The organism is Streptomyces sp. NPDC048417, from assembly GCF_040651615.1.
Lineage (GTDB): Bacteria > Actinomycetota > Actinomycetes > Streptomycetales > Streptomycetaceae > Streptomyces.
On record NZ_JBEZKI010000030.1, the window covers coordinates 71,741 to 86,927 of the forward strand.

Genomic DNA, 15,187 nt, shown 5'->3' on the forward strand with positions numbered 1-15,187 from the left:
GAACCAAGCCGACGGCGGCCAACGATCCGTCTCCGCCCGAGTCCCATCCGTTCATGACGTTCCCACAGAAAGAGACCCACATGGGTAGCAGTGTCGAGACGCTGGAATTCCAGGCCGAAACCCGCCAGTTGCTCCGACTGGTGATTCACTCGATCTACTCGAACAAGGACATCTTCCTGCGCGAGCTGATCTCGAATGCCTCCGACGCCCTGGACAAGCTGAGGCTGGCATCGCTGACCGACTCCAACCTCGCCGAGATCGACACCACCGACCTGTACATCTCGCTGGAGGTCGACAAGGACGCCCGCACACTGACCGTCCGTGACAACGGCATCGGTATGAGCCGGGACGATCTCGTCGAGCTGATCGGCACGATCGCCAAGTCCGGCACCGCCGGCCTGCTGGAGAAGATCAAGGAGTCCAAGGACACCGCCACCGCCGAGAGCCTGATCGGGCAGTTCGGCGTCGGCTTCTACTCGGCGTTCATGGTTGCCGACAAGGTCACCCTGTGCACCCGGCGGGCCGGCACCGACTCCGGCACCCAGTGGGAGTCCGACGGCGAGGGCACCTACGACCTCCAGGCCGTCGACGGCCTGCCCGTGGGCACGTCGGTCACCCTGCACCTCAAGCCCGCCGACAGCGAGGACGGGCTCGCCGACTACCTCTCCGAATCGAAGATCCGTCAGATCGTCAAGCGGTACTCGGACTTCATCCGCTGGCCGATCCGGATGGCCACCGAGGCCACCGACGCCGAGGGCGAGAGCACCCGCGACATCGACACGCTCAACTCGATGAAGGCGCTGTGGGCCCGGCCGCGCAGCGAGGTGACCGAGGACGAGTACAACGAGTTCTACCAGCAGATCAGCCACGACTGGCTGCCCCCGGCCGAGACGATCCACATGCGCGCCGAAGGCACCTTCGAGTACGAGGCACTGCTGTTCATCCCCTCGCAGGCACCCTTCGACCTGTTCTCCCGCGAGACCAAGCCCGGCATGCAGCTGTACGTCAAGCGGGTGTTCATCATGGACGACTGCGAAGCGCTCATGCCCAACTACCTGCGCTTCGTCAAGGGTGTCGTGGACGCCCACGACCTGTCGCTGAACGTCTCCCGCGAGACCCTCCAGCACGACCGACAGATCCGCGGCGTACGCCGGCGCCTGGTCAAGAAGGTCCTCGGCGCCATCAAGGACATGCAGTCCAAGGACGCCGAGCGCTATGCGATGGTATGGGCCCAGTTCGGCAGGGCGCTGAAGGAAGGCCTGGTCGAGGACACGGACAACACCGAGGCCCTGCTGGAGCTGGTGTCGGCCGCCTCCACGCACGACCCGGAGAAGACCACCACGCTGCGCGAGTACGTCGAGCGCATGAAGGACGGCCAGGACACCATCTACTACCTGACCGGCGAGACCCGCTCGATGGTGGAGAACTCCCCGCACATGGAAGCCTTCGCCGCCAAGGGGTACGAGGTTCTGATCCTCACCGACCCCGTCGACGAGGTGTGGGTGGACCAGGTACCGGCCTTCGACGGCCACCGTCTGCAGTCCATCGCCAAGGGCCAGGTCGATCTCGACGAGTCCGCCGACGGCGACCAGGAAACCGACGCCGAGAAGGCCCAGCGCGAGCAGGACTTCGCAGCCCTGCTGCCGTGGCTGACCACCACCCTGTCCGAGCAGGTCAAGCAGGTCCGCCTGTCGTCACGCCTGACGACCTCGGCGGCCTGCATCGTCGGCGACGCCCACGACGTGACGCCGACCCTGGAGAAGATGTACCGGGCGATGGGACAGCAGATCCCCCCGGTCAAGCGGATCCTGGAACTCAACCCCGCACACCCGCTCATCACCGCCCTGCGCACAGCACATGACGCAGGCGCCGACGACCCCGCACTGGCGGAGATCGCCGAGCTGATATACGGCAGCGCGCTGCTCGCCGAAGGGGGCGACCTGCCCGACCCGGCCCACTTCACCCGGCTGCTCACCGACCGCCTGACCCGCACTCTGTGACCACGGGTGCGGCCCGGCACAACCGAAGCGCCCGGCCGCACCCACCCCGACCTCGCCACCCGCACACTCCCCACGCATCCGCCTGACCGCCTGCCACACAGGGGTGATGTCCTCGGCTGAAATGGGAGATGGCCTCACGATCTGCCAGGTCACGTCGCACCCGATCGTGCGACAGACCCTCGAACGGACACTCGCGAGGAAATCGCCATCAAGGCGTCCTGGAACCAGTTCACCTGCCTCAAACAATGGAAGATTCGCCCGGGTGCGCCCATCATCGAGAGCCGGGTCGCGGAGCAGGGCATCGGCTACCCTGGCGGCGGAAACAGACGGACGTATTGGACCCCGACAGGGACTTGCTGGAGCCATAGTGTCCGAATCAACCGCACAAAGAGCCCTCGCAGCGACCCGACAGGCCCTGTCGGGAATCGATGAGGAACTACCAAGGCACACCACGGGCCACGGACGAGTGAGCAGCGCCCAGCAATTGACGACGCTCCGCGAGCAGTTGGAGCAGGTCGCCGTACAGCTCTCCACCTCGCCGCTCCTGCCCAAGCCGCAGCGGCTGCGCGGCATCGGCCGTGTCATCACCGACTCCTGGCCCTACGGCAATCCACTGGGAAGTCTCATCCTCGAAGCCGAGCAGCTCTACCTCAGGGCGTAGCGTTCCGGGTGGCTTCGAGGCTGCCGGCGCCGCTCCCTCCACGGCATCAGGGAAACGCGCGGCGGGGTATGAGCCCGGCATCCTTGCGTTTCCACCCGAACAGGCCGCCTCCGTCCTGGCGGCTCGCCCGTACGACCTCCGGCACGCGGGTGTCTCCCAGTGGCTCAACTCGGGCGTTCCCGCGCCGGAGGTGGCGGCTCGCGCCGGTCACTTGGTGGACGTCCTTCTGAAGATCTACGCCAAGTGCATAGACGGCCAGGAACAAGAGATGAACGACCGGACCCTGAAAGGGCTGGGAGAGGAGGACGACAGTGAAGGCTGACTGACATGGCCCACACGCCCTCACGCGAATGCTTGATCCCACCTTTGACGCGCCAAGCAGGACTGATCCATCTCATTTTGTTGGTCGGCGCAAGCGCGCGGTGGCCTTGCAGACGGACGCTCCGAAATTGAATGTCGGGATGTGAATATTTGCTCTCGGTCGCTGGCGTCAGACCTTGATGACGGTGATGCGCGAGCCGCACAGGGCGGTTAGATCCTCGGGGTCTGAGGTGAGGATCGTCGCCGGACCGGGGGAGGCGAGGGCGGTGGCGCTGAGCATGGCGTCGATGGCGTACTTGTGGCCGTGCAGGCCGGCGTCGGCGAGGAGGGCGGCGGCGTGGCGAGCGATGGGCTCGGTGACCGGTTCGATGACGAGGCGGGACAGGGTCCATTCCAGAGCTGGGCGATTGATCCGTGGGTGGATCACTTCCACGAGGGCGGCTGCGGAAGTGATCACCCGTAGGTCGTCGGCGCGGGCGAGGGCGAGCCAGCCGGTGACCGTGCGGTCGCGCAGGACGGCCTTGGCCAGTCCTTCGCTGTCGAGGACCAGGGTGCCGCCGGGGGCGGCGGGGGAGGGGGTCACGCGGCGTTCGCCCCGCCTTGGGTCTGCTGCTCTCGGGCTTGGTGGAGCTGGTCGCGCAGAGCCTGAATCTCTTCGTCGCTGATGGGGCCGTGTTCGGCCTCCGCCACCGTGATGAGTTCGTTGAGGTTGTCCCGCTCGATCTGGCGGGCGACGGCTGCGGCGACGTAGGCGGACAGTCCGGATGGGCCGCCGCGGGCCTTGGCGGCTTCGGCGATGTCGCGCGGCATGGTGATCGAGTACTTGCCGGTGGGCTCACTCATGCTACCTATCCTACCTCCCATCCTCCCTCGGTTGAGTGGAGCTGGCAGAGACAGCCGTCGCGGTGCTGGTCCGACACGGGCACGAATCTGGGTTTGGGCGTACGACGGGACTCCAGGGGGCGTTGTTGCTGCCGGGCTTGATATGGGCACCCGAGACGTTCACGTGTCAGGGAGGTGGTGGACGTCATGAGGAACTCGAAATCGCAGGCGCGCGGCGTCCCCGGCCGGAAACGTGGAGGAAGGGCCGTGGCTGGCCGGCGCACGGCGGGTGCGACGGATATCAGAGCGTTGGCCGATGACCTGGGCGCCGCGCTCCTTCGTGCCGTTCGACAAGGCACTGCGGATAAGTCCCCCGCGGGGATCAGTCGTAGCTCGTCTCGGGGTCGCGCGGCCGGGATCAGCTGGTACGCCTTTGCTCTGGAGTACATGGAGATGAGGTGGCCGCTGATCGCGGCGAAGACCCGGGACGAGACCAGCGACGCGCTGTGCGCGATCACCCGGGCGATGCTCCGGGACGTGAGGGGCCGTCCGAGCGATAAATTGCTGCGGCGGGCGATGCGGGGCTGGGCGTTCGTCGTCCCCCGCCCGGGGCCGCGTCAGATGCCGACTGACGTCCGGTTGGTCCTGCGCTGGGTGGAGGGAGCCTCACGTCCGCTGGCCGATCTGACGGATCCGGCCGTGATGCGGTCCCTGCTGACAGCGCTGCGGCTCAATCAGGACGGCGCGGTGGCGGTGGCCGAGACGCAGCGGCACAAGCACAAGGTCCTGGTCAACGCCGTGAGGTACGCCGTCGAGCAGCGCAAGTTGCCCGCCGATCCGCTCGTTCCCATCAAGTGGAGCGTGGCTGAGACCGTCGACCAGGTCGACCCGCGGGTGGTCGCCAACCCCGGCCAGGCACGTTCCCTGCTGTGCGCGGTCTCCTACGTCGGCGGTTACCGGCGTGCTCGTGGGCGGCGGCTGGTCGGGCTGTTCGCCGGGCTGTACTACGCCGGGCTGCGCCCCGCCGAAGCGGTCGGGGTGTCTTTGCCCAACTGCGTGCTGCCTGCCGAGGGCTGGGGCCAGGTGACCGTGCACCGCACACTGCCGCAGGCGGGCAAGCGGTGGACCGACACCGGAAGAGCCCACGACGAACGCGGACTCAAGGGCCGTCCAGCCGACGACACCCGACCTGTACCGCTACCGCCCGAACTGGTAGCCCTCTGGCGGGAGAGCATCGACACCTTCGGCGTCGCGGACGGCGGGCGGCTGTTCTTCAACGAGTGCGGCGGCATCGTCGGGTCCAGTACCTACGATCGTGCCTGGCACGAGGCCCGTGAACTCGGTCTTTCTCCGGATCTGGTGTGCTCGCTGCTCGCGGCCCGCCCATACGATCTGCGCCACTCGGCACTCTCCACCTGGCTTAACGCCGGCGTCGACCCGACCCGTCGATCGGCCCGCACGAGATAGGACCCGGGTTGATGCCACAGGAGCGGGCGGGTCTGGACGCCTGGGTCGAGGACGGGCTGTGCCCCATGCTGACCCGGGTCCCCGACCTCACGCGGATCACCCGGAGTAACACCCCCTCATTGCTGCCTCGTTCGGGAGCCGGACGTGGTCCGGGCGTCCGGGACACGCAGCTGGCCCTGCAGCGGCGGGCGGCGCTGGCACGCGCACTCAACGGCCGTCCCCTGGAGATCGACGTCTTCTGGCAGTCCCCGGAAACCCGTGCCGCGCTGCTCGCGGAACTGCCGAAGCTCATCGGCTTCCCTCCCGGGGAGAGCGTGGGGCCGGCCGATGACGACACCTGGCGGTGGCGGGGCGAGGGGGTCGAGATCCGCGTACGAGCCCGGCCCGCGGGGCCCCTGGCCGACGCTCTGCAGGTCTCCTGGGAGCGCAGGCGCCCCAGGGCCGTCCGGCTGGCCGAAGCCGTCGAAGGGCGCTGCCGACTTGTGGCGGACCGAGTGGTCTCGCGTCCCGAGGCGGCCGGAGTCGTGGTCATGGAGATCGCCGGCAAGGAGCGCTTCGCCGCCGTCCCCGACTCCGACCCCAAGCATGCGCTGCGCATCGCCTGGGCGCGGCAGGACCGGCTGAGCCAGTTCGTCAACCTGCCCGACGACACCGACAGCGGCCTGGAGCACCGGGCCAAGTGGACCTGGCTGGACGCCTTTCGACAGCTCGGTGCGATCAGTCCGCCCGCTCACCGAGTGGGGGCCGGAGTTCCCGGCGACCTCCAGTACGTGGCGCTCTGGCTCGTACGCCACACCAGGAAGGGGCCCACGCGGTGCCCCGTCCATCGGCTGGTCGCGGTGCGGGTCCGCCCCGGGGACGGAGGACCGGGCGTCATCGAGGGGTGGGACGCCGAGCGCGCCGAATGGGTGCCGTACTCGAAGCTGTTGCTGCTGCTCTCCCAGGCAGTGGAACCAGTGGCGGAGACCTGGAAGGAGAAGGAGGCTGATACGGGTGGCCATGGCGATGGCGTGGCCGCCCGGGGAGGGCTCCGGCCCGGTGCCCGCCCGGGCGTGGAGCAGCACAGGCAGCGGGAGACCGAGCGGCAGATCCGCGCACTGCTCTTCCAGCTCCGCGACCGCCCGACGCTCCTGCTGGCGGACGCGGGCAATCTGCGCCAGTGCTGGCCCGGCCTGCGCAACGGTGAACTGGCCCGCGACATGCTCGGCTTCGGCACTGAACCCGCCCAGCGCCACACGCTCTACGGCGACGACCTGCGGGTGGTGCTCGTACGGGACGCCAATGCGCGGGAGGAAGTAGCGGAGTGGTACGCCCATGACGCCAAGGGCAGCGTCGGCTTCGCCGAGGGCGTGTGGGGGACGGCGGAGACGGAGAGCCGTGTCTTCGCAAGCACGGCCTCGAAGCCGCACACGGTGGCGAAACTGCCGAAGGGACTCATTAAGCTGGCGCCCACGTCACAGGGCCGGACAGCACCCGGAAAGTCGGCCTGGAACCCCGGGCAGCTGGAGATCACCATGCTCGGCTGCCTGTCGGAGAAGGCACTGGCGGACTCGGGGCGTGAAGGGGACCTGCCTGACCGGCCGGCGGAGTGGGCGACGCTCACGCACCAGCTGCGCTACCAAGACGACTATCCGCCGCTCGCCCGGCCCCTCGCGCTGCACTTGGCGCGTCTCGCCGGTGAGTACGTGCTTCCGGTGGCCGTAACGAAGGAGGAAGGGAGCACGTCATCCGCTCCATGAGTGAGGCGCCGCCCGCATGGGGCGTCCCAACGATCAACGCTGATAGGAATTATTGTTCCCTCGGGTAAGTCGGACATGGGGGCATACCGCTGTTGGGCGGGCGCGAACGCCTTCGCGCGACTGTGCCGAATCGGGTCCGGGAAAGTGCAACGGCCTGTTTGTCCGTGTCCCCTTGGCTGTCCCGCTCGGTAAACATGCAGGTCAAAGCGGCCTCCTGAGGGTGACGGATCCACCGTGCGGCTTTCTGGCCCACGTATGTCCCGAAGGAGTTAATTTCGCGGGATCGGACAATTGGGATTTCGTCCGCTCGGCCGTGGAAAACCCCTGATCAGGGCAATGAGGGGTCGAGTGGCCACGGCCAAGTAGGCCGTGTGCGTTTTGGCATGCACAAGAAAGGCCCTGACCGGCGTTTCCGCTGGTCAGGGCCTAAATTTCCGGTGCCCCCGGCAGGATTCGAACCTGCGCACACGGCTCCGGAGGCCGTTGCTCTATCCCCTGAGCTACGGGGGCGTGTGGCGTTGAGCTGCTTGCTCGCGGCGACGGGTAGAACACTACCAGCTCGGTCGGGGTGATCAGGAACGGGTTTCCTGGGTCGCTCGCCCGCAGAGTGCGGAAGTCAGGAAAACCCGGACGCGGTGGCCGGTCCGGACCTACTCTCGAGTTGTGCCAGGGGCGTCGGGTCGGGTGCTTGTTGTGGACGACAACAAGGTCATCCGGCAGCTGATCAGGGTCAATCTCGAACTGGAGGGTCTCGAGGTCGTGACCGCGGCCGATGGTGCCGAGTGTCTGGATGTCGTTCATCAGGTGCGGCCCGATGTGATCACCCTTGATGTCGTCATGCCCCGGCTCGACGGTCTGCGGACCGCCGCACTGCTCCGTGCCGACCCCCGCACCCATGACCTTCCCCTCGCCATCGTCAGCGCCTGCACTCAGTACGAGGTCGAGACCGGCCTCGATGTCGGTGTCGACGCCTTCCTCGCCAAGCCCTTCGAGCCCTCCGAACTCGTGCGGCTCGTAAGGGAGTTGATGGAGAGTCGGCGAGGGCCGGAAGAGTCGGAGGAGCGTGAGCGCGGGGGAGAGGGTGGTGAGGGTGGCGGCGAAGGTGGCGAGGTCGAGTTCTCGGGAGAGTGGGCCGGGGGTAACCCCGTCTACCCGTAGGGGCCGTGCAATCGGTGACCCTGCGGCCCGGGCCCGCATCAATCCCGTGGAGCCGTGGGGGGCGTGGTGGGCGTAGGCCTCCAGTCACCCTCCCGCGCGTAGGCCCGTACGGCCACAGGTCCCATCCCGTCCGTAAGCCCATAGGTCCGCAGCGCCCGCAGTACCCGCGGCCCTGTGGTCCCCGTTACCCACACCGCCCCCGCGTCCACATCCCGGACACCCTCCCAAACCGGGTCGCCTGCCCGGCCCCCTCCTCCCCTACGCTTGTTCCGTGACCCCCGTCGAGCTCTCCCGTACCGTGCTGCGCGCGGTGCGTCGTGCTGTTGACGAGGGGGAGCTGAGCGTGAGCGTGCCGGAGCGAGTCGTGGTCACGCCGCCGGGGCCCGGTGGGTGTGGGGACTACGCCACCAACATCGCGCTTCAGCTCGCCCGCCCGGCCGGGCAGCCCCCCATGCGGGTCGCCGAGATCCTGCTGCCCCATCTCGCGGATGCCGCCGGCGTCGGTGACGTCGTCGTCACCGGACCCGGGTTCCTGAACATCAGCCTCAGCCCCACCGCATCCCCCACGGCGACCCTGGTCGCCGAGATCCGCGCCCTCGGCCCCGACTACGGCCACGGCGACGCCTTCGCCGGGCAGGTGGTCGCGCTGCGGGTGCCGTACGACGTCCGGGCCGAGGTCGTCGCCGATGCCGTCGTCCGGATCGTCGCGACCCAGGGCGGACGCGGCGAGGTCGGTCACGGCGAGGTCGGTCACGGTGATCCCGTCAGCCTCCGCCCCGTGCCGGCGCCCGAGGACCCGGCCCCGCTCGGGCCCGACGCCGCGCAGTGGGCCCTGCTGCATCCCGCCGCCCACGACCGGCCCCGGATCACCGCCGACCACCTGGTGCAGCGCGAGAGCAACCCGCTCTTCCGGGTGCGGTACGCCCACGCCCGGACGCGAGCCGTCGGCCGCGGTGCCGGACGGCTCGGATTCGGTGCCGAACCCGGCGACGTCCCCGGCGCCCCGGGCGCCCTCGTCACCGCCCTCGCGGACTACCCCCGCATCCTCACCGCCGCGGCCACCCACCGCGCCCCCGACCGGCTCGCCCGGCATCTCGTCACCGTCGCCGATGCCGCCCTGCCGTTCCTGCCGACCGTGCTGCCCCGTGGCGAGGAGAAACCCTCGGCCGCCCACCGCGCCCGGCTCGCCCTCGCCGAAGCCACCGGGACGGTGCTGGCCGGCGGCCTGTCCCTGCTCGGCATCGACGCACCCGATCACCTCTGAAGAGAGCGCCTGAAGAGCAATGAGCCGTTCCGCACATCCCGCCGGGCCCCGCCACGCCGACGTCCTGCCCGAGGGCCACTACGCCGCCCCGCCCGCCGACCTCAACGCCCTCGACCCCAAGGTGTGGGCCCAGACCGTCACCCGCGACGCCGAGGGGACCGTCACTGTCGGCGGCGTCGACGTGAAGACCCTCGCCGAGCAGCACGGCACCCCCGCCTACGTCCTCGACGAGACCGACTTCCGGGCCCGGGCGCGGGCCTGGCGCACCGCCTTCGGCCCGGACGCCGACGTGTTCTACGCCGGGAAGGCCTTCCTGTCTCGGGCCGTCGTGCGCTGGCTGCACGAGGAAGGGCTCAATCTCGATGTGTGCTCCGGCGGCGAGCTGGCCACCGCCCTCTCCGCCGGGATGCCCGCCGACCGGATCGCCTTCCATGGCAACAACAAGTCGACGGAGGAGATCGAGCGGGCGGTCGAGGCCGGCGTCGGGCGGATCGTGCTCGACTCGTTCCAGGAGATCGTGCGGGTCGCCCACATCGCCCAGTCCCGCGGCAAGCGGCAGCGTGTGCAGATCCGTATCACCGTCGGCGTGGAGGCGCACACGCACGAGTTCATCGCCACCGCCCACGAGGACCAGAAGTTCGGGATTCCGCTGGCCGGGGGGCAGGCCGCCGAGGCGGTACGGCGGGCGCTGCAGCTGGACGGGCTGGAGGTCATCGGGATCCACTCGCACATCGGGTCGCAGATCTTCGACATGTCGGGCTTCGAGGTCGCCGCGCACCGGGTCGTGGGGCTGCTGAAGGACATCCGTGACGAGCACGGTGTCGAGCTGCCCGAGATCGATCTGGGCGGCGGGCTCGGTATCGCGTACACGAGTGGCGACGATCCTCGGGAGCCGCACGAGATCGCCAAGGCGCTCACCGAGATCGTCACCCGGGAGTGCGAGGCCGCCCGGCTGCGGACTCCGCGTATCTCCGTCGAGCCGGGGCGGGCCATCGTCGGGCCGACCGCCTTCACCCTCTACGAGGTCGGCACCATCAAGCCCCTCGACGGCCTGCGGACGTATGTCTCCGTCGACGGCGGCATGTCCGACAACATCCGGACCGCGTTGTACGACGCCGAATACAGCGTCGCTCTCGTGTCGCGGACGAGCGACGCCGAGCCGATGCTCGCCCGTGTCGTCGGCAAGCACTGCGAGAGCGGGGACATCGTGGTGAAGGACGCGTTCCTGCCGGGCGACCTGGCACCCGGTGACCTGATCGCCGTACCGGCCACCGGTGCCTACTGCCGGTCCATGGCGAGCAACTACAACCATGTGCTCCGGCCGCCCGTCGTCGCGGTCCGCGACGGTGAGTCCCGGGTCATCGTCCGCCGGGAGACGGAGGAGGACCTCCTGCGCCTCGACGTCGGATGACATCCGGTGACGTCCGATGACGTCCGATGACGTCCGATGACGTCCGATGACGTCCGATGACGTCCGGTGACGTCCGGTGATGTGCGTGGCGTGCGATGGCCTCTGTTGATGTTCGTTGAGGTCCGACGACGTTCGACGCCGTCGGATCGCGCCGATCGCGCCGATCGCGCCGATCGCGCGCCGATCGTGTGGGATCGCGCCGGTCGTGTGGGATCGCGCCGGATCACAGCGGGCGGCATTCCGACGGCAATTCGCCGGCAATTCGACGGCCCTTCCACGGCATCCGAGGGCATTCGACGGCATGGACTGCATCGGACTGCATCGGACTGCATTCTCGGACGGCGGCCGATGACCCGGATGACGCAGGTGGAAGATCTCCTGTCTGCCACCTCCGCAAAATGAAATAGATGTCTCACGATCCGGACGAAGGGTAGAAACTCCCGTCCGGTGAGTGAGACTGGTCCAACCGTAGACGGTATGAGGAAACGAGGTCGGATGATGCGTACGCGTCCGCTGAAGGTGGCGCTGCTGGGCTGTGGGGTTGTCGGCTCAGAGGTGGCGCGCATCATGACGACGCACGCCGACGACCTCGCGCAGCGGATCGGTGCCCCGGTCGAACTGGCCGGGGTCGCCGTACGACGGCCCTCCAAGGTGCGTAAGGGCATCGACCCGAGTCTGGTCACCACGGACGCGACCGCTCTGGTCAAGCGGGGGGACATCGACGTCGTCGTCGAGGTCATCGGGGGCATCGAGCCCGCCCGCACCCTCATCACCACCGCCTTCGAGCACGGCGCCTCCGTCGTCTCCGCGAACAAGGCGCTGCTCGCCCAGGACGGCGCCGCCCTGCACGCGGTCGCCGAGCAGAACGGCAAGGACCTCTACTACGAGGCCGCCGTCGCCGGTGCCATCCCGCTGATCCGGCCGCTGCGCGAGTCCCTCGCCGGCGACAAGGTCAACCGGGTGCTGGGGATCGTCAACGGGACGACCAACTTCATCCTCGACAAGATGGACTCGACGGGGGCCGGCTACCAGGAGGCCCTCGACGAGGCCACCGCGCTCGGGTACGCGGAAGCCGACCCCACCGCCGATGTCGAGGGTTTCGACGCCGCCGCCAAGGCCGCCATCCTCGCCGGGATCGCCTTCCACTCGCGGGTGCGCCTCGACGACGTCTACCGCGAGGGCATGACCGAGGTCACCGCCTCCGACTTCGCCTCCGCCAAGAACATGGGCTGCACCATCAAGCTGCTCGCCATCTGCGAGCGGGCTGCGGACGGTGGCTCCGTCACCGCGCGCGTGCACCCCGCGATGATTCCGCTGACCCACCCGCTCGCCTCCGTGCGCGGCGCGTACAACGCCGTCTTCGTCGAGTCCGACGCGTCCGGCCAGTTGATGTTCTACGGTCCCGGCGCCGGTGGCGCCCCGACCGCCTCCGCGGTCCTCGGCGACCTGGTCGCCGTCTGCCGCAACCGGCTCAGCGGGGCAACGGGGCCCGGCGAGTCGGCGTACGCCGCCCTGCCGGTGTCGCCCATGGGCGATGTCGTCACGCGCTACCACATCAGCCTCGACGTCGCCGACAAACCGGGCGTTCTCGCCCAGGTGGCGACCGTGTTCGCCGAACACGGGGTTTCCATCGATACGGTTCGCCAGCAGGGCAAGGACGGCGAGGCCTCCCTCGTCGTCGTCACCCACCGGGCCTCCGACGCCTCCCTCTCCGGGACCGTCGAGGCGCTGCGCAAGCTCGACACCGTGCGGGGTGTCGCCAGCATCATGCGGGTTGAAGGAGAGTAACCAGCAATGACCCACCAGTGGCGCGGAATCATCGAGGAGTACCGGGACCGGCTGCCCGTCTCCGACACCACGCCGGTCGTGACGCTCCGCGAGGGCGGCACGCCCCTCGTGCCCGCGCAGGTGCTCTCCGAGCGCACGGGGTGCGAGGTCCACCTGAAGGTGGAGGGTGCCAACCCCACCGGGTCCTTCAAGGACCGCGGTATGACCATGGCCATCTCCAAGGCCAAGGAGGAGGGCGCGCAGGCGGTCATCTGCGCCTCCACCGGCAACACCTCCGCCTCCGCCGCGGCCTACGCCGTGCGCGCCGGCATGGTCTCGGCCGTGCTCGTGCCGCAGGGCAAGATCGCGCTCGGCAAGATGGGCCAGGCCCTCGTGCACGGCGCGAAGATCCTCCAGGTCGACGGCAACTTCGACGACTGCCTCACCCTCGCCCGCAAGCTGAGCGAGAACTACCCCGTGGCGCTGGTCAATTCGGTCAACCCGGTGCGCATCGAGGGGCAGAAGACGGCCGCCTTCGAGATCGTGGACATGCTCGGCGACGCACCCGACATCCACGTCCTGCCGGTCGGCAACGCGGGCAACATCACCGCGTACTGGAAGGGCTACAAGGAGTACGCCGCGGACGGGATCGCCGCCGGGACTCCCCGGATGTGGGGATTCCAGGCCTCCGGTTCCGCGCCCATCGTGCGCGGCGAGATCGTCAAGGACCCCTCGACCATCGCCACCGCGATCCGGATCGGCAACCCCGCCTCCTGGCAGTTCGCGCTCGCCGCCCGGGACGAGTCCGGGGGCTTCATCGACGAGGTGACGGACCGTGAGATCCTGCGCGCCTACCGGCTGTTGGCCGCTCAGGAGGGTGTCTTCGTGGAGCCCGCCTCCGCCGCCTCCGTGGCCGGTCTGCTCAAGGCGGCCGAGCAGGGCAAGGTCGACCCGGGCCAGCGCATCGTCTGCACCGTCACCGGCAACGGCCTGAAGGACCCCGACTGGGCCGTCGCCGGCGCCCCGCAGCCGGTCACCGTGCCCGTCGACGCGGCCGCCGCGGCCGAGCGGCTCGGGCTCGCCTAGAGAGCCGCTGGAGCGTTGCTCGAGAACCGCGCCAGCGCTTCTCGGGCAACGTTCGGCCAACCCAGGCCGGGCAACCGGTGAACGGACCGCGGCGTCCTGAACAGGGGACTCCCTAAGGAGGGGGCACAAGGGGCTTACGACACGCATCGTGCGCCTCCTGTGCGCCCTATGTCGCGACAGAACCTTCCTTCGATAGGCTGTACCGAACCCGCCCGCTGCATATGCCTCCGCATATGGCGCGGTGCCGCGCCGCCTCCGCGGCCCGAGGTTCCCTCAGGTACCTATCGAGTGTCATTCGACCATCACGCAGCTCAAGGAGAGTCATCGAGCGATGGCCGGTCCAGCGTTCCGCGCCGCCGCCGTCCGGGTGCGCACCCCCGCCACCAGCGCCAACCTCGGTCCGGGCTTCGATGCCCTGGGCCTCGCGCTGGGGCTCTACGACGATGTCGTCGTACGGGTGGCCGACTCCGGGCTGCACATCGACATCGCGGGTGAGGGCAGCGAGACGCTGCCGCGTGACGAGAGCCACCTCCTCGTACGCTCCCTGCGCACCGCCTTCGACCTGCTGGGCGGACAGCCCCGCGGTCTGGAGATCGTGTGCGCCAACCGCATCCCGCACGGCCGCGGCCTGGGATCCTCCTCCGCCGCCATCTGCGCCGGCATCGTCGCCGCGCGGGCCGTGACCATAGGTGGCGAGGCCAGGCTCGACGACGCCGCGCTCCTCGAACTGGCCACCGAGATCGAGGGCCACCCCGACAACGTCGCGGCCTGTCTGCTGGGCGGTTTCACACTGTCCTGGATGGAGTCCGGCGCCGCCCGGGCGATCAGGATGGAGCCCGCCGATTCCATCGTTCCGGTGGTTTTCGTGCCCGGGAAGCCGGTCCTCACCGAGACCGCGCGCGGACTGCTCCCGCGCACCGTGCCGCACGTCGACGCCGCCGCCAACGCGGGCCGTGCCGCTCTGCTCGTCGAGGCCCTCACCAGGCGCCCCGAGCTGCTGCTGCCCGCCACCGAGGACCGTCTGCACCAGGAGTACCGCGCCCCGGCCATGCCGGAGAGCGCGGCGCTGGTGGAGCGGCTGCGCGCCGACGGCATCCCGGCCGTGATCTCCGGCGCCGGACCCACTGTCATGGCGCTGGTCGATGCCGCGAGTGCCGACAAGGTGGAAGCCCTGGCGGGCTCGGACTGGGCCGCCAACCGGCTGAACCTCGACGTCCAGGGAGCGAGCGTGCTGCCGCTTGCGCCCTCCAGTGACATTTAACTGCGCACGGTTGCCGGATTTGGAGAGGGGGAATGTTTGTTGGATCCGGTAGTGTTAACCTCAAGTCTGCACCCGACCCCACCATGGCGAGGTGCTTCGTGTCCCCGTCCGGGACAGACATTCTTCCGGGAGTCTCCCAAGCCACTCAGCGTTTCGTATGTCGTACCTGGGCAGTACGCCGTACGCGGGCACTGAGCGGGCCGCTGGGCACGCTCCGGAAATGGTGCTAC

At 69.1% G+C, this 15,187-nt stretch carries 13 protein-coding genes, 1 tRNA gene and 1 pseudogene; 12 read left to right on the forward strand and 3 right to left on the reverse strand.

Annotated elements, in window-relative coordinates; genetic code table 11:
• The first annotated feature begins 80 nt into the window (after positions 1 to 80).
• The 3 genes and pseudogenes from htpG to AB0D59_RS38280 form a co-directional block, all read left to right on the forward strand.
• A complete protein-coding gene (gene htpG / locus AB0D59_RS38270) occupies positions 81 to 2,000 on the forward strand; it encodes a molecular chaperone HtpG (protein WP_362575489.1) in 1,920 nt (639 codons plus the stop codon).
• A gap of 466 nt (positions 2,001 to 2,466) precedes the next feature.
• The gene (locus AB0D59_RS38275) at positions 2,467 to 2,661 is read left to right on the forward strand and encodes a hypothetical protein (protein WP_362575491.1); all 195 of its coding nucleotides are present in this window, start codon (positions 2,467 to 2,469) and stop codon (positions 2,659 to 2,661) included.
• Positions 2,662 to 2,755: 94 nt separating this feature from the next.
• A pseudogene (locus AB0D59_RS38280) lies at positions 2,756 to 2,983 on the forward strand (site-specific integrase); the annotation flags it as partial.
• A 168-nt stretch (positions 2,984 to 3,151) separates the two neighbouring features.
• Here AB0D59_RS38280 and AB0D59_RS38285 read toward each other — a convergent pair.
• Positions 3,152 to 3,565 carry a PIN domain-containing protein gene (locus tag AB0D59_RS38285; protein ID WP_362575493.1) on the reverse strand — a complete coding sequence of 138 codons (414 nt, stop codon included), beginning with the start codon at positions 3,563 to 3,565 and terminating at the stop codon, positions 3,152 to 3,154.
• A complete protein-coding gene (locus AB0D59_RS38290; RefSeq protein ID WP_362575495.1) occupies positions 3,562 to 3,825 on the reverse strand; it encodes a CopG family transcriptional regulator in 264 nt (87 codons plus the stop codon). Before AB0D59_RS38290 ends, AB0D59_RS38285 begins: the two co-directional genes overlap by 4 nt.
• Positions 3,826 to 4,251: 426 nt before the next feature.
• Between AB0D59_RS38290 and AB0D59_RS38295 the strand changes: the two genes are divergently transcribed.
• Both AB0D59_RS38295 and AB0D59_RS38300 read left to right on the forward strand, forming a co-directional pair.
• Complete coding sequence (locus tag AB0D59_RS38295; protein WP_362575497.1) at positions 4,252 to 5,271, forward strand: site-specific integrase; 1,020 nt, start codon at positions 4,252 to 4,254, stop codon at positions 5,269 to 5,271.
• A gap of 11 nt (positions 5,272 to 5,282) precedes the next feature.
• A complete protein-coding gene (locus tag AB0D59_RS38300) occupies positions 5,283 to 7,010 on the forward strand; it encodes an RNaseH domain-containing protein (RefSeq protein ID WP_362575499.1) in 1,728 nt (575 codons plus the stop codon).
• A gap of 438 nt (positions 7,011 to 7,448) precedes the next feature.
• On the opposite strand, the gene AB0D59_RS38305 is transcribed toward AB0D59_RS38300, so the two are convergent.
• Positions 7,449 to 7,520 (reverse strand) — tRNA-Arg (locus tag AB0D59_RS38305).
• 153 nt (positions 7,521 to 7,673) lie between these two features.
• On the opposite strand from AB0D59_RS38305, the gene AB0D59_RS38310 reads away from it, so the two are divergent.
• From AB0D59_RS38310 to thrB, 7 genes are all read left to right on the forward strand, one after another.
• The gene (locus AB0D59_RS38310; protein ID WP_362575501.1) at positions 7,674 to 8,168 is read left to right on the forward strand and encodes a response regulator; all 495 of its coding nucleotides are present in this window, start codon (positions 7,674 to 7,676) and stop codon (positions 8,166 to 8,168) included.
• A gap of 271 nt (positions 8,169 to 8,439) precedes the next feature.
• Positions 8,440 to 9,432 carry an ArgS-related anticodon-binding protein NrtL gene (nrtL, locus tag AB0D59_RS38315; RefSeq protein WP_362575503.1) on the forward strand — a complete coding sequence of 331 codons (993 nt, stop codon included), beginning with the start codon at positions 8,440 to 8,442 and terminating at the stop codon, positions 9,430 to 9,432.
• 19 nt (positions 9,433 to 9,451) lie between these two features.
• The gene (gene lysA / locus AB0D59_RS38320) at positions 9,452 to 10,843 is read left to right on the forward strand and encodes a diaminopimelate decarboxylase (RefSeq protein WP_362575505.1); all 1,392 of its coding nucleotides are present in this window, start codon (positions 9,452 to 9,454) and stop codon (positions 10,841 to 10,843) included.
• Between the two features lie 108 nt (positions 10,844 to 10,951).
• Positions 10,952 to 11,245 carry a hypothetical protein gene (locus AB0D59_RS38325; protein ID WP_362575507.1) on the forward strand — a complete coding sequence of 98 codons (294 nt, stop codon included), beginning with the start codon at positions 10,952 to 10,954 and terminating at the stop codon, positions 11,243 to 11,245.
• Between the two features lie 96 nt (positions 11,246 to 11,341).
• Positions 11,342 to 12,631, forward strand: a complete 1,290-nt coding sequence (locus AB0D59_RS38330; protein ID WP_362575619.1) for a homoserine dehydrogenase — start codon at positions 11,342 to 11,344, stop codon at positions 12,629 to 12,631.
• Between the two features lie 6 nt (positions 12,632 to 12,637).
• Positions 12,638 to 13,696, forward strand: a complete 1,059-nt coding sequence (gene thrC / locus AB0D59_RS38335; protein ID WP_351710474.1) for a threonine synthase — start codon at positions 12,638 to 12,640, stop codon at positions 13,694 to 13,696.
• Between the two features lie 331 nt (positions 13,697 to 14,027).
• Complete coding sequence (gene thrB / locus AB0D59_RS38340) at positions 14,028 to 14,957, forward strand: homoserine kinase (protein ID WP_362575509.1); 930 nt, start codon at positions 14,028 to 14,030, stop codon at positions 14,955 to 14,957.
• Positions 14,958 to 15,187: the final 230 nt, after the last annotated feature.

What these genes read in the sequence shown, in the direction of transcription:
- AB0D59_RS38330 (WP_362575619.1), top strand. Translation starts at nt 11,342, where the DNA reads ATGCGTACGCGTCCGCTGAAGGTGGCGCTGCTGGGCTGTGGGGTTGTC.
- AB0D59_RS38300 (WP_362575499.1), top strand. Translation starts at nt 5,283, where the DNA reads ATGCCACAGGAGCGGGCGGGTCTGGACGCCTGGGTCGAGGACGGGCTG.
- thrB (WP_362575509.1), top strand. Translation starts at nt 14,028, where the DNA reads ATGGCCGGTCCAGCGTTCCGCGCCGCCGCCGTCCGGGTGCGCACCCCC.
- AB0D59_RS38325 (WP_362575507.1), top strand. Translation starts at nt 10,952, where the DNA reads ATGTTCGTTGAGGTCCGACGACGTTCGACGCCGTCGGATCGCGCCGAT.
- AB0D59_RS38295 (WP_362575497.1), top strand. Translation starts at nt 4,252, where the DNA reads ATGGAGATGAGGTGGCCGCTGATCGCGGCGAAGACCCGGGACGAGACC.
- lysA (WP_362575505.1), top strand. Translation starts at nt 9,452, where the DNA reads ATGAGCCGTTCCGCACATCCCGCCGGGCCCCGCCACGCCGACGTCCTG.
- htpG (WP_362575489.1), top strand. Translation starts at nt 81, where the DNA reads ATGGGTAGCAGTGTCGAGACGCTGGAATTCCAGGCCGAAACCCGCCAG.
- AB0D59_RS38290 (WP_362575495.1), bottom strand. Translation starts at nt 3,825, where the DNA reads ATGAGTGAGCCCACCGGCAAGTACTCGATCACCATGCCGCGCGACATC.
- thrC (WP_351710474.1), top strand. Translation starts at nt 12,638, where the DNA reads ATGACCCACCAGTGGCGCGGAATCATCGAGGAGTACCGGGACCGGCTG.